At 27.9% G+C, this 17,493-nt stretch carries 20 protein-coding genes; 16 read left to right on the top strand and 4 right to left on the bottom strand.

Features of this window, described 5'->3' with window-relative positions; all coding sequences use genetic code 11:
- Nucleotides 1–132: 132 nt before the first annotated feature.
- From EIH23_RS09165 to EIH23_RS09145, 5 genes are all read left to right on the top strand, one after another.
- Nucleotides 133–684: a fascin domain-containing protein gene (locus tag EIH23_RS09165; RefSeq protein ID WP_122639992.1), complete on the top strand. Its 552-nt coding sequence runs from the start codon at nucleotides 133–135 to the stop codon at nucleotides 682–684.
- A gap of 126 nt (nucleotides 685–810) precedes the next feature.
- The gene (locus EIH23_RS09160) at nucleotides 811–1,347 is read left to right on the top strand and encodes a flavodoxin domain-containing protein (protein WP_164489032.1); all 537 of its coding nucleotides are present in this window, start codon (nucleotides 811–813) and stop codon (nucleotides 1,345–1,347) included.
- Between the two features lie 71 nt (nucleotides 1,348–1,418).
- Complete coding sequence (locus EIH23_RS09155) at nucleotides 1,419–1,766, top strand: BMC domain-containing protein (RefSeq protein ID WP_122639990.1); 348 nt, start codon at nucleotides 1,419–1,421, stop codon at nucleotides 1,764–1,766.
- Between the two features lie 4 nt (nucleotides 1,767–1,770).
- The gene (locus EIH23_RS09150) at nucleotides 1,771–2,202 is read left to right on the top strand and encodes a EutP/PduV family microcompartment system protein (RefSeq protein WP_122639989.1); all 432 of its coding nucleotides are present in this window, start codon (nucleotides 1,771–1,773) and stop codon (nucleotides 2,200–2,202) included.
- A 26-nt stretch (nucleotides 2,203–2,228) separates the two neighbouring features.
- Nucleotides 2,229–2,573 (top strand): BMC domain-containing protein, encoded by a 345-nt coding sequence (locus tag EIH23_RS09145; RefSeq protein ID WP_122639988.1) that lies wholly within the window; start codon nucleotides 2,229–2,231, stop codon nucleotides 2,571–2,573.
- Nucleotides 2,574–2,845: 272 nt separating this feature from the next.
- On the opposite strand, the gene EIH23_RS09140 is transcribed toward EIH23_RS09145, so the two are convergent.
- Both EIH23_RS09140 and EIH23_RS09135 read right to left on the bottom strand, forming a co-directional pair.
- Nucleotides 2,846–3,046 (bottom strand): hypothetical protein, encoded by a 201-nt coding sequence (locus EIH23_RS09140; protein WP_122639987.1) that lies wholly within the window; start codon nucleotides 3,044–3,046, stop codon nucleotides 2,846–2,848.
- A 174-nt stretch (nucleotides 3,047–3,220) separates the two neighbouring features.
- Nucleotides 3,221–3,418, bottom strand: a complete 198-nt coding sequence (locus tag EIH23_RS09135; RefSeq protein WP_122639986.1) for a cold shock domain-containing protein — start codon at nucleotides 3,416–3,418, stop codon at nucleotides 3,221–3,223.
- A 273-nt stretch (nucleotides 3,419–3,691) separates the two neighbouring features.
- On the opposite strand from EIH23_RS09135, the gene EIH23_RS09130 reads away from it, so the two are divergent.
- The gene (locus EIH23_RS09130) at nucleotides 3,692–4,591 is read left to right on the top strand and encodes a mechanosensitive ion channel family protein (protein ID WP_122639985.1); all 900 of its coding nucleotides are present in this window, start codon (nucleotides 3,692–3,694) and stop codon (nucleotides 4,589–4,591) included.
- Between the two features lie 157 nt (nucleotides 4,592–4,748).
- A complete protein-coding gene (locus tag EIH23_RS09125) occupies nucleotides 4,749–5,345 on the top strand; it encodes a TVP38/TMEM64 family protein (protein WP_122639984.1) in 597 nt (198 codons plus the stop codon).
- Nucleotides 5,346–5,402: 57 nt separating this feature from the next.
- Here the strand turns inward: EIH23_RS09125 and EIH23_RS17115 are convergent, their stop codons facing one another.
- The gene (locus tag EIH23_RS17115) at nucleotides 5,403–5,939 is read right to left on the bottom strand and encodes a metal-dependent hydrolase (RefSeq protein ID WP_122639983.1); all 537 of its coding nucleotides are present in this window, start codon (nucleotides 5,937–5,939) and stop codon (nucleotides 5,403–5,405) included.
- A gap of 169 nt (nucleotides 5,940–6,108) precedes the next feature.
- Here EIH23_RS17115 and asnB point away from each other — a divergent pair, with 169 nt between their 5' ends.
- The 3 genes from asnB (at nucleotide 6,109) to EIH23_RS09105 (ending at nucleotide 10,021) form a co-directional block, all read left to right on the top strand.
- Nucleotides 6,109–7,947, top strand: coding sequence for an asparagine synthase (glutamine-hydrolyzing) (asnB, locus tag EIH23_RS09115; RefSeq protein ID WP_122639982.1), 1,839 nt, complete (start codon nucleotides 6,109–6,111; stop codon nucleotides 7,945–7,947).
- Nucleotides 7,948–8,016: 69 nt separating this feature from the next.
- Nucleotides 8,017–9,261, top strand: a complete 1,245-nt coding sequence (locus tag EIH23_RS09110; protein ID WP_122639981.1) for a sensor histidine kinase — start codon at nucleotides 8,017–8,019, stop codon at nucleotides 9,259–9,261.
- Nucleotides 9,254–10,021 (top strand): response regulator, encoded by a 768-nt coding sequence (locus EIH23_RS09105; RefSeq protein WP_122639980.1) that lies wholly within the window; start codon nucleotides 9,254–9,256, stop codon nucleotides 10,019–10,021. Before EIH23_RS09110 ends, EIH23_RS09105 begins: the two co-directional genes overlap by 8 nt.
- A gap of 57 nt (nucleotides 10,022–10,078) precedes the next feature.
- Here the strand turns inward: EIH23_RS09105 and EIH23_RS09100 are convergent, their stop codons facing one another.
- Nucleotides 10,079–11,221 (bottom strand): 1-propanol dehydrogenase PduQ, encoded by a 1,143-nt coding sequence (locus EIH23_RS09100; RefSeq protein ID WP_122639979.1) that lies wholly within the window; start codon nucleotides 11,219–11,221, stop codon nucleotides 10,079–10,081.
- Nucleotides 11,222–11,612: 391 nt separating this feature from the next.
- On the opposite strand from EIH23_RS09100, the gene pduA reads away from it, so the two are divergent.
- From pduA to EIH23_RS09070, 6 genes are read left to right on the top strand one after another with little or no spacing between them, the layout of a single operon-like run.
- Nucleotides 11,613–11,891, top strand: a complete 279-nt coding sequence (gene pduA, locus EIH23_RS09095; protein WP_122639978.1) for a propanediol utilization microcompartment protein PduA — start codon at nucleotides 11,613–11,615, stop codon at nucleotides 11,889–11,891.
- A gap of 28 nt (nucleotides 11,892–11,919) precedes the next feature.
- The gene (gene pduB, locus EIH23_RS09090) at nucleotides 11,920–12,744 is read left to right on the top strand and encodes a propanediol utilization microcompartment protein PduB (protein WP_122639977.1); all 825 of its coding nucleotides are present in this window, start codon (nucleotides 11,920–11,922) and stop codon (nucleotides 12,742–12,744) included.
- Nucleotides 12,745–12,774: 30 nt separating this feature from the next.
- A complete protein-coding gene (locus EIH23_RS09085; RefSeq protein ID WP_122639976.1) occupies nucleotides 12,775–14,436 on the top strand; it encodes a propanediol/glycerol family dehydratase large subunit in 1,662 nt (553 codons plus the stop codon).
- Between the two features lie 16 nt (nucleotides 14,437–14,452).
- A complete protein-coding gene (locus tag EIH23_RS09080; RefSeq protein WP_122639975.1) occupies nucleotides 14,453–15,130 on the top strand; it encodes a propanediol/glycerol family dehydratase medium subunit in 678 nt (225 codons plus the stop codon).
- 15 nt (nucleotides 15,131–15,145) lie between these two features.
- Nucleotides 15,146–15,649, top strand: coding sequence for a diol dehydratase small subunit (locus tag EIH23_RS09075; protein WP_122639974.1), 504 nt, complete (start codon nucleotides 15,146–15,148; stop codon nucleotides 15,647–15,649).
- Nucleotides 15,650–15,673: 24 nt separating this feature from the next.
- Nucleotides 15,674–17,491 (top strand): diol dehydratase reactivase subunit alpha, encoded by a 1,818-nt coding sequence (locus EIH23_RS09070; protein ID WP_122639973.1) that lies wholly within the window; start codon nucleotides 15,674–15,676, stop codon nucleotides 17,489–17,491.
- Nucleotides 17,492–17,493 lie beyond the last annotated feature (2 nt).

Below are 17,493 nucleotides of genomic sequence, written 5' to 3'. Positions count from 1 at the left end.
GCTAAATAGTGAAATATAGCATATATGGTATATCAATTTTAGATTTAAATACTTACTTATGAATTATAGAACTTTATCTATATTGATTACATAATATAATGTGAATATTAATTTTACAGCAGGGGGATAGACATGAAAAATAAAAGTAGAATGCCAATTTTAATAGTTCCAGGAAAGGGTCCTATTATTTTACCTCCATATGGACCAGGACCAGTAATGCCACCAAACAATGAACAAAATCAACCTGGAGGATTTCCAAATTTTCCACCAATTCCAAATCAATCACCAAATGAAAATACAAATAGGATTATAATAAAAATAAAATCTGTATTTAATGATAAATTTGTACAAGTAGGAGCGAATAGATATTTATACTCAATAGGAGAATACTTCAATGATGGTCAAGTATTTGTAATGATACTTCTTGATAGAAATCAAATTAAAATAAGAATTAGAGGTGGAAATTTTATTAGAATTGATGACAAAGGATTTTTAATTGCAGATACAGATAATAAAGGTGCATCTATATTTAATATATATAGTACTAGTCAAAATGAGTATGTATTATTAGCTCCAAATGGATATTATGTAAGAGTTAGGGAATCAGATAATATGTTAGTAGCAAGAGCTGAAAATGCAGGACCAAGAACAAGATTTAAATTTAGAAAAGTTCAAAACTATTAAATGTGAAGGAGTCTTTATATGGCTCCTTAATTTTGTTTAAACATAAGTTATTTTTGAGTTATTTGAATTATATATAGAATATACATAATAGGAAGATAAAGAAAGGTATATAAGGAGGATAGGATATTGAGAAAAACTGCTATTATATATCAATCAAAGTATGGAAGTACAGAGAAGTATGCTAAATGGTTAAGTGAAGAAATAAATGGAGATTTATATAGAAAATCAGATATATCAGTAAATAGTTTAAAGAATTATAGCACTATAGTTTATGGTGGAGGACTATATATTAGAGGCATTGCAGGATTTTCTTTCATAAAAAACAATTATAAATATTTAGAAGATAAAAAAATTATAGTTTTTGCAGTAGGAGCAGCTCCATTTGATACAGGAATTGTATTTGATATAAAATCAAATAATTTTCCTGATGAAATGAAATATATACCATGTTTTTATTTAAGAGGAGCTTTTGATGAAAGTAAGATGAAATCAATAGATAGGGTTATATTTCAAATATCAAAAAAAATACTTATAAAAAAAGATGAGTCACAGTATGAAGAATGGGAAAGAGCTTTTATAGAAACTACTAGTCGAAAATATGGTAATTGGATTTGTAAGGAGTATATAAAGCCTATAGTTGATTTAGTAAATAAATATAAATAAATTATGATATAAAAATATGTTACAATAATTACATAAAAGTAAAATAAGGGATATAGGAGATTACTAAAGATATGGGAGAAGAGAAACAAAGAGTTATACAGGAATATGTTCCTGGTAAACAAGTTACATTAGCACACATAATAGCAAGTCCAAGGGAGGAGTTATATCAAAAAATAGGTCTTATAGTTGATAAGCGAGAAGCTATTGGAGTGCTTACAATAACACCTAGTGAAGCATCTATCATAGCTGCAGATATAGCTACTAAAGCATCTGGTGTATCGCTAGGATTTGTAGATAGATTTAGTGGATCCTTGGTTATAACGGGAGATATAAGTTCTATAGAATCAGCATTAAATAAAGTTCTTATGATTTTAGGCAATACATTAAAATTTACAACTACAAAGATAACGAGGTCTTAGCTTTATGAAAAAAATAATATTTATGGGTAAAACTGGTAGTGGAAAAACTACATTATGTCAAAAACTGCACGATTTAGATATAAAGTATAGAAAAACTCAATCTGTAGAAATATATAGTGATGCCATAGATACTCCTGGAGAATTTATGGAGAATAGATGGATGTATACCTCTTTAGCGACAACTGCAGTGGATGCAAAAGTTATAGCTTTAGTATATGATTGTACTCAACAAGAGAACTATATAGCACCAGGATTTGCAACTATGTTTTGTAAAGATGTAATAGGGATTATTACAAAGATTTCTAGGGCAGATGAGTATGATATAAAAGTTGCATATGATAGATTGAAATTAGCTGGAGTTAAGGAAATATTTAAAGTAGATACAATAGATAATATAGGGATAAATGAATTAGTAGAGTATTTAAGTTTAATATAAATTTATATTAAAAATGGAGTAATAAAATGTATGAAGAAAAACAAAGAATAATACAAGAGTCAGTTCCAGGTAAACAAATATCATTAGCTCATATAATATCAAATCCCAAAGAGGATTTATATAAAAAAATAGGTCTTATAGATAAAAAGTGTTCTATGGGAATTTTAACAATAACTCCAAGTGAAACTGTAATGGTAGCTTCTAATATTGCTGTTGAATCATCAAATGTATCATTAGAATATGTAGATAGATTTAGTGGATCGATGATTATAACAGGAGATTTTAGTTATGTTGAAGAAGCAATTAAAGCTATACTTATAACATTAGAGAGTACTCTTAATTTTGATGTTACAAATATAACTACAACTTAAAATAAAAGCCTAAATTATAAAAATAATTTAGGCTTTTATAATATTAGAAATTAATATAGTTAATTTCTATATTTGATGTATCAGTATAATCATGAATTAAATATAAAATAGTAATTTTTAAATGATAGCGTTCTTTTTCAGATAAACTGTACTCAAATTTAAATTTACTTGATTTTATATTATTAATAAATAAATCAATAAAACCATCAGAATTATGTAAATCAAGTTTAATACTAAATAATAATTTATATCAAATGATTTTAATTCAGATTTTATAAAACATAAAATTTCATCAAAAAATAGTGTTTAAAAGCTGATTCTTCATCTAAATTACAATCTATACAGTATGTATATTTTGACTTTGATTTTGATGTAAGTATTGATAAGTTATTACTTTTACAATAATTACATATATTAGGTGATGTGTATAAATCTAAAAAATTATTTGATAAAATAGACTGATTTGTATTCAATTTTAAAACCCCCGATAAAATATTTTATAAAAATTATTTACTTGCCCTGGATATATTTTAACACCATGTTCAGAAAAAAGCTTTAGGTAAATAATGGGGGCTCTATAGTTTTATATAACAAAAAAAGAAGCTAAAAAGCTTCTTTTTTCTGAATAAATCTATATTAAAAATAAATTATATTCTGTTTACGTTAGCAGCTTGAGGACCTCTAGCTCCGTCAACTATTTCAAAGCTAACTGCTTGTCCTTCTTCTAATGTTTTGAATCCTTCACCTTGTATAGCTGAGAAATGTACGAATACGTCATCTCCACCTTCTACAGATATAAATCCAAATCCTTTTTCGCTGTTAAACCATTTTACTATTCCGTTCATTGTGAACCTCCAAATTATATAAAAAATACAAACAATCAAGATGATTAATTACCTTATCTTGTCTGTTATCTAATATTAACATAAAAAAAATATAAATGCAAGTATATATTAAAAAAAATAAAAAATTTTAGAAAAATTCAATATTATTATATGTATATATTAATAACGATTATAAGCTATAGATTATAGACATATCAAAAAAAATAGTGTAATATATTATAAAAAATGATAGTATGAGTTATTTTCGGATAAAATGTTACAAAGGAGGATTTAATGATGAATGATAAAGAAATTGAAACTACATTAAATCAAATTCAATTAACACTTCAAAATACCAATACAGCAACTTTAGTAGATAAGTTTATTAGCTGGTTTATAGAAAGTGGTATAAGGCTTATAATAGGATTAGTAATATTGTCTATAGGGTTTAAGCTTATAAAAACACTAGTTAGTAAGTTTGATAAATATTTAGAAAAAAGAGACGTTGATATTACATTAAGGAGATTCTTAAGGTCATTTACAGTTGGAGGACTTAAAAGTTTATTAGTAATACTTGTTGTTACATTATTATGGAATGTACAAATTACAGCGTTAGTAGCTTTATTCACATCTGCTGGGGTTGCAATAGGTTTAGCACTTCAAGGAACTTTGTCTAATTTTGCTGGAGGATTTATAATACTTTTACTTAGACCATTCAAAGTTGGTGATTATATACAAGCAGCAGGATATGAAGGAACTGTTGAACAAATAGGTGTATTTTATACTAGCCTATTAACAATAGATAATAAAGTTGCACTTATACCAAACGGAACTTTATCAAATAATAGTCTAATAAACTTCTCGGCTAAAGAACATAGAAGAGTAGACTTAATATTTAATGTAAGTTATGAAAATAGTGTAGTTCAAGTAAGAGATGTATTACAGGAAATAATATATAAACATCCATTAATAGAGAAAGAACCAACACCATTTATAGGAATAGTAGAGCATGCTCAAAATTCTGTTAATTTTGGAGTTAGAGTTTGGTGTAAAAAAGAAAATTACTGGACTATATATTATGACTTACTAGAACAAGTTAAAGTAAGATTTGATGAAGAAAATATAATAATACCATATCCACAAATGGATTTACATGTTAACTATAAACATGAAAATATAAAAAAAGCAAATTAAGAAAAAAACCTTATAAATTATTTTGATTTATAAGGTTTTTTTGTAAAATTAAAATAGTAATAAAACTTTTACAAAATTGTAATTAAAATGTAAGATAGATTTAATAAAATTATTGTATACTTTAGTTATAACTATCAATTGTAATAAGGGAAGACATATGGAGCATATTCAAGAATTATTTAACTTAGCACAAGATTACTTATTTCTTACTATGTTAGTAGGATTATTTAGCACATTTATAGAAAGTTTTGTACCTGTATTACCATTAGTAGCTATAGTTACAATAAATGCAGCAGTTTTTGGTATGGGTATGGGACTTATAATATCTTGGATAGGTTCTAGCCTTGGAACAATAGCAGTATTTTTTATTGTTAGCAAGCTTAGTGGTAGTAAACTAATTAATAAATATAAAAATGAAAAAATAGAAAAAATAGTAAATAAAGTCAAAAATAAAGGTTTTAAGTTGTTATTTATAGCTTATTCATGTCCATTTATACCTACATGTTTGGTAACTGTAGCATCTGCAATTTGTAAATATGAATTTAAATACTTTACAACGGCAATGTTGAGTGGAAAATTTATAATGTTTATAGTAATAAGTTATATAGGAAGTGATATGAAAGGTTTTATTACAAGTCCAATAAAGATATTAACCTTTATATTAGTAGTATTTTTAGCATGGAAAATAGGTAATAGAGTAAATTCAAGTTTAGATCGTAATGAAGAAGAATTAAAATTAAATGAAAATATATAAGAAAAAATGAGAGTAAATCAATATTATTTTGTAATACTCTCATTTTTATTTATACTATTAAATCAGTATATAAAATCTATATCCAAGTAAGAAAATAACTACTAAATTCAAAAACTTGCAAATATTTTTTTCTAATTTAGAACTAGTTTTTATAGATAATATAGAAAAGTTAATTGTAATAGGATAAAATAACTCAACACCTTCCTTTGTTAATAAGTCAAGACAAATGTGAGACATAGAACCAATAATTATTCCAGCACACAAGCAAATAAATACAATATTGTTATCAGTATACTTTAGAAGTAGATCACTTAAAAAATATAAAACACTTAAAAATAGTAAGCTATGAGTGAATCCTCTATGTTTAAGATGTTTTCCGATTTTTTTATAAACAAAGGGGAATCTCTTACTAATATAAGAACCTCTCATATCAATATCTGGAAGTAAAGATCCAAAATAAGAAAAATAAATATAAATTAATAAAAGTATTATCCTATAGTAAAAATTATATTTAAGTATATAATTATTATATATTAATGGGAGAGATAATAATGCAAAGATATATCCTCCTTTAGTATGAGTTTCTTTTGTCATAATTCCTCCAGTTGACATATATTGTAATTTATTTAATTATAAATCATATATAATTATTTTTCAAAGTAATTTATACTAATGATTTGATATCTTAATTAAGAATAAAATTATTAACTATAGATAAGACTATGATATAAAAGTAAAAACTAAATTTTTTGGAGGAAACTTTATGTGTGGTCATGTATCTATATATTATAAAAATGAAAATAAAGAGAATAGAATACATATTGAAAAAATAATAGAATTAATAGATCATAGAGGACCAGACTATACAGGATTTTATAAATGTAAAAAGGTAGAGTTTGGTTTTAAACGCCTTAGTATAATTGATCTTGATAGTGGTAAACAGCCTATGGAAAAGGACAAAAACGTAATTGTATTTAATGGTGAAATATATAACTACGAAGATATAAAAAGTAAATTAGAATCTAAGGGATATAAGTTTAATACAAAAAGTGACACAGAGGTATTATTAACTTCTTATATAGATAAGGGAAAAGAATGTTTAAATGATTTGAGAGGAATGTTTGCATTCTTAATTTTTGATGAGAGCAAAAAAACTTTATTTGGAGCGAGAGATTATTTTGGAATAAAACCATTATATTATTTAGAAGAAGATGACTTTATTGCATTTTCATCAGAATATAAGGTTTTATTAGAAATAATAAATGATGTAAAAGTAAATAAAAAGAGTTTACAAAGTTATATGTCTTTTCAATATGTGCTTCCAGATGAAACTATGATTGATAAAATAAAGATAGTGCCTTCAGGTAGCTTTTTTATTATAGAGAATAATAAATTAAGATTTGAAAAATATTCAAATTTTAACTTTAACATTACTAAAAATATAAGTACAGACGATGTTAGAAATATTGTAATAGATTCTGTAAAAAAGCATATGATAGCAAATGTTAATATAGGTACGTTTTTATTGGGAGGAATAGATTCTACGATTATATCTTCTATAGCATCACAAATTAATCCTAATATAAAATCATTTTCAGTTGGTTTTGATGTTGATGGATATAATGAATTAGATTATGCTAAAACAACCGCGAAGAAATTAAATATAGAAAATATACCTATAATAGTAAATGAACAGGATTATATCAAATCTTTGCCTAAGGTAATGTATCACTTAGATGACCCAGTAGCAGATCCTTCTCAAGTTGGTATATACTTATTATCAAAAGAAGCTAGCAAGCATGTTAAAGTAGTTTTATCAGGAGAAGGATCAGATGAACTTTTTGGAGGTTATAATATATATAATGAATATAATAGTATAAAAGGTATATATAATATGCCAAGTTATGTAAAACAAATTATAAATAAAATATCGCTAAAAATACCGAATATTAAAGGGAAAAATTATTTATATAGAGCAACAACAGAACTAAACAAAAGGTATATAGGAAATGCTAAAATATTTGAAAATTATGAAACTGAAAAATTACTTAAGGATTATAGTAACAATTATAATTATGATAAATTATTAGAGAATATATATAAAGAAGCTAGTAATGAAAATTATGACTATGTAACAACAATGCAATATGTGGACTTAAACACATGGTTACAAGGGGATATACTTCAAAAAGCAGATAAAATGTCTATGGCATCATCAATAGAATTAAGGGTACCTTTTTTAGATAAAGAGGTGTTAGACGTAGCAAGTAATATTAAGCTAGATCAAAAGATAAATAGTGGAAATACAAAAATATTGCTTAGAGAAGCATTTAAAGACATTATCCCTGATAATATTGTGTATAAGAAAAAATTAGGATTTCCGACACCTATAAGGGTTTGGTTAAAAAGTGAATTAGGTAATATTGTTAAAGAAACAATAACAAATGCTAATATAGATGATACAATAGACAAACCATATGTTGATAAACTCTTATATGAGCACATAAAAGATATAAAAGATAACTCGAGAAAAATTTGGACCATATTTTCATATTGTTTATGGTATGAACTATTTATAGAAAAAAAAGAAATTACATTTTAAAAAAGTATGATAAAATCATATTAAAGAACATTAAAAAGGGGAAATTTAATTAGTTAGGGGCGTTACTATATGATTAGTATGATTGAGTTAGATAAATTAATTGACGTAAAAGTATTACAAAGTATACAAGATAGCTTTTCTGACACTACAAAATTATCTGCTATTACGGTAAAGCATAATGGAGAACCTATTACTAAACCTAGTAATTTTACAGATTTCTGCAATCTTATTAGAAAAGACGAAAAAATGGCTGAAATGTGTTATAAATGTGATGCATACGGAGGTGTACAATCAGCTATAAGTAAGAAGCCTTATATATATAAATGTCATACAGGATTGTATGACTTTGCAGTACCCATAATGATAGAAGATAATTACGTAGGAGCAATACTTTGTGGTCAAATAAAAATAAAAGATAGTGATGATGAGAGAATAGGTGATTTTGGTAGACATACAAATTGGAATAATAGTAAAGAAATTTATAAAGCATATGAAGATATAAAAGTTAAAACTTATAAAGATGTGGAAGATGCAGCAAATTTAATTTATCAAATGTCTAAATATATGGTAGATAGCGAATTTTTAAGAGTTGTAAAAGAGGAATTAAATAATAAAACAACTAAATTAATGGAAGAAGAAAATAAAAGAATAGAATTAGAAAGAGATTTAAAAGAAGCTGAGCTGAAATCTTTACATTACCAAATTAATTCACATTTTATGTTTAACTCTATGAATAGTATAGCTAATATGGCACGTTTAGAGAAAGCTTATAAAACAGAAGATCTTGTTTATAATTTTTCTGATATGATTAAATATAGTTTGAGAAAAGATAATTCTAGTACTGCATATTTAGAAGATGAGTTGTACTATATTGAAAATTATTTAAAAATACAAAAAGTTAGATTTAGAGAAAGGCTAAAATATGATATAGATGTTGAAAAAAAATTTTACAATGTAGAATGTCCTTATATGATATTACAGCCTATAGTCGAAAATTTTGTGAAGTATGTTGTAGAACCTAGAATATCTGGTGGATATATAAATATTCATGCATATGAGAAAGATAAAGACTTTATAATCGAGATAAAAGATAATGGAGATGGAATAAGTAAGAAGAAAATAGAAAACATATTATCTGGATATGAATACTTAAAAAATAAAGATTGTATAGGACTTTATAATATAAATAAAAGGTTAATCTACTTATATGGAGATAAATATAAATTACAAATATATAGCACTGAGGATATAAAAAACAATGGTACATTAGTAAAAATAAGGTTACCAATTGATAAGGAGGCTATATATGTATAATATTTTAATTGTTGATGATGAATATTTATCAAGAGAAGGAATAAAATCAATTATAAAAGAAGAATTTAAAAATAATATAAATATAAAAGAAGCTATAAATGGAATAGATGCAAGAGCAATAATAGATAAATTTGATTTAGACTTAATATTATTAGATATAAATATACCTGGAATTAATGGAATAGATTTATGCAGATATATAAAATCTAAGTTTAATAAAATTAATATTATTATAACAACAGCATATGATGATTTGCATATAAAAGATAGAGTTCTAGATATAGGTGTTAATAAGTATTTAGTTAAGCCAATTAGACCCCAAAAAATAATTGAAAGTTTAAAATACATACTAACTGATAAAACCTCTAAGATTAAATATAGTGACGTACTTGATTCAATTAGAACAAAAGACAATCCATCAAACAATTATGTAAAGGAAACTTTGAATTACATAGAAAAAAATATAAATAAAAATATAACATTAGAAGATGCTGCTAGCTATGTTAATCTTAGTCCACATTATTTAAGTAAAATTTTTAAAAAAGAAACTGGAGTTAACTTTATAACATATCTAACTAACATAAGAATTGATATAGCAAAAGAAATGTTAGAAGATGAAAGTATTCCAATATCAAACATAGCTATAGAGCTATCTTATAGCAAATCAAATTATTTTAGTAAAGTTTTTAAAAAGAAAGTAGGTATAACTCCTAGTGAATATAGAGAGAGATACTTAAATGAAAATTTAATTATTAGTTAATCTATAAGCCGATGAATGTCTTGAAAAAAGACATATCATCTGGCTTATTTTTTTTTTCTAATAAAGTGATTGTATTAAACTTTTTAAATCATTTATGTTTGTCTTTACTGGATTAGTTAAAGTACAGATATCTTTATAAGCTGTTTGTGCTAGACTATCAATTGAATTTTTAAATTGAGATTTAGATATATTTAAGCTTTTTAGGTCTAATGGTATTTCTAATGCTTTATTAATTTCAATTATAAAAGTTTTCAAAATTAATGGAGCATTTTTTATACTAACATTAGATAAACCTATTGAGTCTAATATTTTTAGATATTTGTTACATGTATTTTTATCTTTTCCATTATATTCTATTACAAAAGGTAAAATAATCGCATTACAAAGGCCGTGTGGCAAATGAAATTCAGAACCGATACTATGAGCAATACTATGAGTTATTCCAAGACCACTACTATTAAAGGCTATACCAGCCATACAGGATGCTATTTGTAAATTGCTTCTATATTCTAAGTTATTCAAATTTCTATAGCATTTCAAAAGGTTATTAGACACTAGCTTTATAGATTCTAGTGCATACATTTGAGAAAAAATATTGTTATTTGTAGAAATATAACTCTCAATACCATGAGTTAACACATCCATAGCTGTTGAAGCTGTTATATTTTTAGGTACTGAAGCTGTTAGCTTAGGATCTAGAATTGCTTCATCAGGAAGCATAATATCATCTCTTAAGGGAATTTTTGATTTGCTATTATTATCAGTAATAACAGCGAAATTTGTAACTTCAGATCCAGTTCCAGCAGTAGTGGGGATAGCTATAAAATATGGTTTTTCAATTTTATCTTCATCTATAAAATTCTTTTTTAATTGAATACAAAAATACATTATAGCTTTAGCTGCATCTATAACAGATCCACCACCTACAGCAATTAAAGCATGAGGCTTTAGATTTACTATATGAGAAAGCCCATTTTGTATAATATTCGTAGATGGATCAGGTGTTATTTCATCGAAAATATGATAGTCAATATTATTTTCATCTAATATATCAGTAACTTTATGTATTAACTTACTTTCAGTCATAAATTTATCTGTAGCTATACAAACCCTAGTGAATCCAAACTCTTTAAGAGAGCAAAGTGAATTTTCACCATAGGATATTTTAGGATTTATATAAAATGCATTTATTTCATTCATTATGATACCTCCTTAAGATATATATTTAAATGTTAAATTTTATACAATTATTATAGTTTAAGATTATCCATAAAAAATAAAATAACAAAAATTTACACATAGATATCAATAATTTATAGTTTAGAACATAAAAGTATATATTTAGTATAAAAAATAATTAAAAGTAAAATAAATCTTTTATAGTTCATAATAGGAAAATGATTTCAAGAGTAAATTTTAGTTATTTAAAGTTAAAATAGGATGGAAATTTGCACTAACAAGTTAAGAAATTGTCCCTAATATTAATATAAAATTTAATTAAGATGTATGTGATAATAATATGCATATACAAAAAAATATAAAATTTTAATGGTGTAGGATTTCATTTAATAGTCCTAGGAAGGGGGTAACCATGCAAAAAGAAGCTTTAGGTATGATAGAAACTAAAGGTTTAGTTGGAGCTATAGAAGCTGCAGATGCAATGGTTAAATCAGCAAATGTTACATTAATTGGTTATGAAAAAATAGGTTCTGGTCTTGTAACTGTTATGGTAAGAGGTGATGTAGGAGCAGTTAAAGCATCAGTTGATGCAGGAGCTGTTGCTGCAGAAAAAGTTGGAGAAGTAGTATCTATACATGTAATACCAAGACCACATACAGATGTTGAAAAAATATTACCACATGAAATTTAATTATTAGGGTTATAAGGAGGAAAGTAATATGAATGAAGATTTAATGGCAAAAATAATGGATCAAGTTATGAAAAAAATGGGAGATACTCCAGTAGCTGAAGAAGTAGTAGAATGCGAAGCTTCAGTAGCTGAAGAAAGTACTGGATTTAATATAAGCGGTTGTGGACTTACTGAGTTTGTTGGAACAGCTATAGGTGATACTATAGGACTTGTAATTGCTAATGTAGACTATAATTTACATGAATTAATGAACATAGATAAAAAGTTTAGATCAATAGGTATAGTTGGTGGTAGAACAGGTGCAGGACCACATATATTTGCTGCAGATGAAGCCGTAAAAGCAACAAATAGTGAAATTGTATTAATTGAACTTCCAAGAGATACAAAAGGTGGAGCAGGACATGGGTCTTTAATTATATTTGGTGCAGAAGATGTTTCAGATGCAAGAAGAGCAGTTGAGGTTACATTAAAAGAATTAAATAGAACTTTTGGAGATGTATATGGAACTGATGCAGGGCATTTAGAATTCCAATATACTGCAAGAGCTAGCTACGCTTTAAACAAGGCTTTTGGGGCACCAATAGGAAAATCTTTTGGTATAACAGTTGGAGCTCCTGCTGCTATAGGAGTATTATTAGCAGATACTGCTGTAAAAGCTGCAAATGTTGATATAGTTGGATATTCTACACCTGGTAACGGAGGAACAAGTTTTTCAAATGAGGTAATCCTTACATTCTCAGGAGATTCTGGAGCTGTAAGACAGGCGATAATAGCTGCAAGAGATGTAGGAAAACAAGTATTAGGAAGCTTAGGAAGTGACGATATAGTTTCAACTACAGTACCATATATATAAATTTAATTAGGTTAGAGGGGAGTGAGTTTTTTGAAATCTAAACGTTTTGAAGTATTAGCAAATAGACCAGTAAATCAAGATGGTTTCGTAAAAGAGTGGCCAGAAGTTGGTTTAATAGCAATGGAAGGACCTAATGATCCAACTCCAAGTATAAAATTAGAAAATGGAGTTGTTGTAGAGTTAGATGGAAAATTAAGAAAAGACTTTGATATGCTTGATTATTTTATAGCTGATCATGCTATAAACTTAGAAAAAACAGAAGAAGTTATGAAGATGGATTCTTTACAATTAGCAAGAATGCTTGTTGATATAAATGTTCCAAGGAGTGAAATAGTAGAATTAACTACTGCTATGACTCCAGCAAAAATAACTGAAGTTGTATCTCAAATGAATGTACTTGAGATGATGATGTCAATGACTAAGATGAGGGCAAGACAAACACCATCTAATCAGTGCCATGTTACAAATGTAAAAGATAATCCAATACAAATAGCAGCAGATGCAGCAGAAGCTGCACTTAGAGGATTTGATGAGCAAGAAACTACAGTTGGTATAGTCAGATATGCTCCATTTAATGCATTAGCTATAATGGTTGGTGCACAAGTTGGTAGACCAGGTATACTTACTCAGTGTGCTGTTGAAGAAGCAACAGAACTTGAATTAGGTATGAAAGGATTTACTGCATATGCTGAAACAGTTTCAGTTTATGGAACAGAGCCGGTATTTATGGATGGAGATGATACGCCTTGGTCTAAGGGATTCTTAGCATCTTCATATGCTTCAAGAGGTTTAAAAATGAGATTTACTTCAGGAACAGGATCAGAAGTTCAAATGGGATATGCTGAAGGTAAGTCAATGCTGTACTTAGAAGCTAGATGCTTATATGTAACTAAAGGTTGTGGAGTTCAAGGAATACAAAATGGTTCAGTAAGTTGTGTTGGAGTTCCTGCAGGTGTTCCAAGTGGTATAAGAGCAATACTTGCAGAAAATCTAATAGCAGCAATGCTTGACCTAGAGTGTGCTTCAAGTAATGACCAAACATTTACTCACTCTGATTTAAGAAGAGTTGCTCGTTCTTTAATGCAAATGGTACCAGGTACTGATTTTATATGCTCTGGATATAGTGCAACACCTAACTATGATAATATGTTTGCAGGTTCTAACTGGGATGCAGAAGATTATGATGACTGGAATATAATTCAAAGAGATTTAAAGATAGATGGAGGCCTTCGTCCAGTTGCTGAAGAGGATGTTATAAGAGTAAGAAATAAAGCAGCAAGAGCAATACAAGGATTATTCAAAGAACTTGGCCTTACAGAAATAACTGATGAAGAAGTAGAAGCTGCAACTTATGCTCATGGTAGTAAAGATATGCCAGATAGAAATGTAGTTGAAGATTTAAAAGCTGCAGAAGAAATGATGGCAAGGGGTGTTACTGGAGTAGATATAATAAAAGCTCTTTATAGAGCTGGATTTGAAGATGTAGCTAATAGTGTATTTAGATTAACTAAGCAAAAAGTAGCTGGAGACTATTTACACACAGCCGCTATACTTGATAAAGATTTTAAAGTTCAAAGTGCTGTAAACTGCCCAAATACTTACAATGGGCCAAAAACTGGATACCAAGTTGAAGGGGAAAGATGGGAAGAAATAAAAAATATAACTAATGCTAAAAGCCCAGAAGATTATTAAGAAAGAGGTGATAAAGATGGCAATAGATGAAAGAATGTTAAAAAGTGTTATAGAAGAAGTTTTAAAAGAAATGGCAGGAGAGGAAGTAACAGAAACAGAAAAACCTGTAAGAACTGCTAAAATAGAAGAAATTCCACAAGAAGTAAGTTCTTTGGTTATAACTGAAGTAGGAGATTTTGTACCAAGTAATAGATCGGATGAAGTTGTTATAGGTTTAGCTCCTGCATTTGGTACACATCAAACTAAGACTATAATAGGTGTAGAGCATGCAAAAGTTTTAAAAGAAATTATAGCAGGTATAGAAGAAGAAGGTTTAAGTTATAGATTTGCTAAAATATATAGAACATCAGATGTTTGTTTTATAGCTCATGATGCAGCAGAGCTTAGTGGCTCAGGAATAGGTATAGGAATACAATCTAAAGGAACTACTGTAATACATCAAAAAGATTTATTCCCTCTTAGTAACTTAGAGTTATTCTCTCAAGCTCCACTTATAGACCTAGATACATACAGAGCAATCGGTAAAAATGCTGCTAAGTATGCTAAAAATGAATCACCAACTCCAGTACCAGTAAAAAATGATCAAATGGCAAGACCGAAGTATCAAGCAATAGCAGCATTACTTCATATAAAAGAAACTGAGTATGCAGATAGAAATAAAAAACCTCAAGAATTAAAAATTGAGTTTAAATAAATAGGGGGTGACAATATGAGTCAAGAAGTATTAATAAAACAAATTGTTGAAGAAATTTTAAAAACTATGGGTCAAGAAGCTCCTAAGGATAAACAAGAATGTTGCAGTCATAAAGTAACCAAAGAAAATTATCCTTTAGGTGAAAAAATACCGGAAAAAATTAAATCTCAATCAGGAAAAGGTCTTGAAGAGTTAACTTTAGATAAAGTTATATCAGGAGAATTAAAGCCTGAAGATATGAGAATATCACCAGAAACTTTAGAAATGCAAGCGCAAGTTGCTGAATCTGTTGGTAGAGATGCTTTTGCAGGAAACTTAAGAAGAGCAGCTGAGCTTATAGCAGTTCCAGATAAAAGAATACTTGAGATATATAATGCACTAAGACCGTATAGATCTACTAAATCAGAATTACTAGATATAGCAGATGAATTAGAAACTAAATATGGTTGCAAGGTAAATGCTGATTTTGTTAGAGAAGCAGCAGAGGTTTATGAAAAAAGAGGAAGACTTAAAGCTTAATATTTTAACTTAAGGAGGTTTGCTATGGAAATAGTAGCTGGTGTAGATATAGGGAATGCTACTACTGAAGTGGCTCTAGCTAAGATAGATGGTAAAAATATTGAGTTTTTATCTAGTGGTATAGTACCAACTACAGGAATTAAGGGAACTAAAAGAAATATTAATGGACTGTTTCAATCATTGAAGCAGTCCTTAGATAAAGTTGGGCTTAGTATTGAAGATTTAAATCGAATAAGGGTTAATGAAGCAGCTCCTGTAATTGGAGATGTAGCTATGGAAACTATAACTGAAACTATTATAACTGAGTCTACTATGATTGGCCATAATCCAAATACACCTGGAGGTGAAGGTGTAGGTGTTGGAATAACTACTTTGATAAGCGATATTTCAAATATAAAAGATGAAGAATCTATAATTGTAGTTGTGCAATCTGATGTGGATTTTGAATATGCTGCCAATTTAATAAATAAAAATAGTAATAGACTTAATATAAAGGGAGCTATAGTTAAAAAGGATGATGGAGTTTTAATTAATAATAGATTAGAACATAAAATTCCTATAGTAGATGAAGTATCTTTGGTAGATAAAGTACCTATTGGAATGAAAGCAGCAATAGAGGTTGCTCAAGTAGGAAGAGTTATAGAGGTTCTTTCTAATCCATATGGAATAGCTACTTTATTTGATTTAACATCAGATGAAACTAAACATATTGTTCCAATAGCTAGAGCATTAATTGGAAATAGATCTGCAGTAGTTATTAAAACTCCCAAAGGTGATGTTAAAGAAAGACGTATACCTGCAGGAGCTATAGAAATAATTGGAGAAACTAAAAAGTCTAGAGTTGATGTTGACCAAGGTGCAGAAAAAATTATGCAAGCTATTAATTCTGTAAATAAAATTTGTGATGTAAAAGGTGAACCAGGAACTAATGCAGGTGGAATGTTAGAAAAAGTTAGACACGTAATGAGTCAACTTACTAATCAGCATCCTGATTTAATAAAAATACAGGACTTATTAGCGGTTGATACTTTTGTACCTCAGAGCGTAAAAGGAGGTCTTGCAAAAGAGTTTTCCTTAGAAAATGCTGTTGGTATAGCTGCAATGGTAAAAGCTGATAAGCTTCAAATGCAAATGATTGCGGATGAAGTAAGCAATAAATTAAATGTTTTAGTAGAAGTTGGAGGAGTAGAAGCAGATATGGCTATTCGAGGTGCTTTAACAACTCCAGGTACAAATAAACCATTGGCTATACTTGATATGGGTGCTGGTTCTACAGATGCATCTATAATTACTAGAAATGGGGAGATAAAGTCTATACATCTAGCTGGAGCTGGAAATATGGTAACCATGTTAATTCAATCAGAGCTAGGGTTAGAAGATTTTGACTTAGCTGAAGATATAAAAAAATATCCACTAGCTAAAGTTGAAAGCTTATTTAACTTAAGACATGAAGATGGAACAGTTAAATTTTTTAAAGAACCATTAAATCCTAAGTTATTTGCAAAAGTAGTTATTTTAAAAGATGACATTATGATTCCTATTGAAGGAAATATGTCTATTGAAAAAATAAAATTAATAAGAAAGCATGCTAAAGAGAAGGTATTTGTAACAAATGCTCTAAGAGCTTTATCAGAAGTTAGTCCAACTAATAATATTAGAGATATAGAATTTGTTGTTTTGGTAGGTGGATCAGCATTAGATTTTGAAGTACCTCAATTAGTTACGGATGCATTATCACAATATAATGTAGTTGCAGGTAGAGCTAATATCAGAGGTACAGAAGGACCTAGAAATGCAGTTGCAACAGGTCTTATACTATCTTCAATAGAAGAGGTGAAGTAGTG

The sequence above is a fragment of the Romboutsia sp. Marseille-P6047 genome (assembly GCF_900604535.1).
In the GTDB taxonomy this organism is placed as follows: domain Bacteria; phylum Bacillota; class Clostridia; order Peptostreptococcales; family Peptostreptococcaceae; genus Romboutsia_E.
The sequence above is the reverse complement of the archived record's forward strand: the minus strand, read 5'-3'. Positions and strand labels throughout refer to the sequence as shown.

What these genes read in the sequence shown, in the direction of transcription:
- EIH23_RS09080 (WP_122639975.1), top strand. Translation starts at nt 14,453, where the DNA reads ATGGCAATAGATGAAAGAATGTTAAAAAGTGTTATAGAAGAAGTTTTA.
- EIH23_RS09165 (WP_122639992.1), top strand. Translation starts at nt 133, where the DNA reads ATGAAAAATAAAAGTAGAATGCCAATTTTAATAGTTCCAGGAAAGGGT.
- EIH23_RS09075 (WP_122639974.1), top strand. Translation starts at nt 15,146, where the DNA reads ATGAGTCAAGAAGTATTAATAAAACAAATTGTTGAAGAAATTTTAAAA.
- EIH23_RS09145 (WP_122639988.1), top strand. Translation starts at nt 2,229, where the DNA reads ATGTATGAAGAAAAACAAAGAATAATACAAGAGTCAGTTCCAGGTAAA.
- EIH23_RS09070 (WP_122639973.1), top strand. Translation starts at nt 15,674, where the DNA reads ATGGAAATAGTAGCTGGTGTAGATATAGGGAATGCTACTACTGAAGTG.
- EIH23_RS09155 (WP_122639990.1), top strand. Translation starts at nt 1,419, where the DNA reads ATGGGAGAAGAGAAACAAAGAGTTATACAGGAATATGTTCCTGGTAAA.
- EIH23_RS09110 (WP_122639981.1), top strand. Translation starts at nt 8,017, where the DNA reads ATGATTAGTATGATTGAGTTAGATAAATTAATTGACGTAAAAGTATTA.
- EIH23_RS17115 (WP_122639983.1), bottom strand. Translation starts at nt 5,939, where the DNA reads ATGACAAAAGAAACTCATACTAAAGGAGGATATATCTTTGCATTATTA.
- EIH23_RS09135 (WP_122639986.1), bottom strand. Translation starts at nt 3,418, where the DNA reads ATGAACGGAATAGTAAAATGGTTTAACAGCGAAAAAGGATTTGGATTT.
- EIH23_RS09125 (WP_122639984.1), top strand. Translation starts at nt 4,749, where the DNA reads ATGGAGCATATTCAAGAATTATTTAACTTAGCACAAGATTACTTATTT.
- pduB (WP_122639977.1), top strand. Translation starts at nt 11,920, where the DNA reads ATGAATGAAGATTTAATGGCAAAAATAATGGATCAAGTTATGAAAAAA.
- EIH23_RS09105 (WP_122639980.1), top strand. Translation starts at nt 9,254, where the DNA reads ATGTATAATATTTTAATTGTTGATGATGAATATTTATCAAGAGAAGGA.
- EIH23_RS09130 (WP_122639985.1), top strand. Translation starts at nt 3,692, where the DNA reads ATGATGAATGATAAAGAAATTGAAACTACATTAAATCAAATTCAATTA.
- asnB (WP_122639982.1), top strand. Translation starts at nt 6,109, where the DNA reads ATGTGTGGTCATGTATCTATATATTATAAAAATGAAAATAAAGAGAAT.
- EIH23_RS09150 (WP_122639989.1), top strand. Translation starts at nt 1,771, where the DNA reads ATGAAAAAAATAATATTTATGGGTAAAACTGGTAGTGGAAAAACTACA.
- EIH23_RS09100 (WP_122639979.1), bottom strand. Translation starts at nt 11,221, where the DNA reads ATGAATGAAATAAATGCATTTTATATAAATCCTAAAATATCCTATGGT.
- pduA (WP_122639978.1), top strand. Translation starts at nt 11,613, where the DNA reads ATGCAAAAAGAAGCTTTAGGTATGATAGAAACTAAAGGTTTAGTTGGA.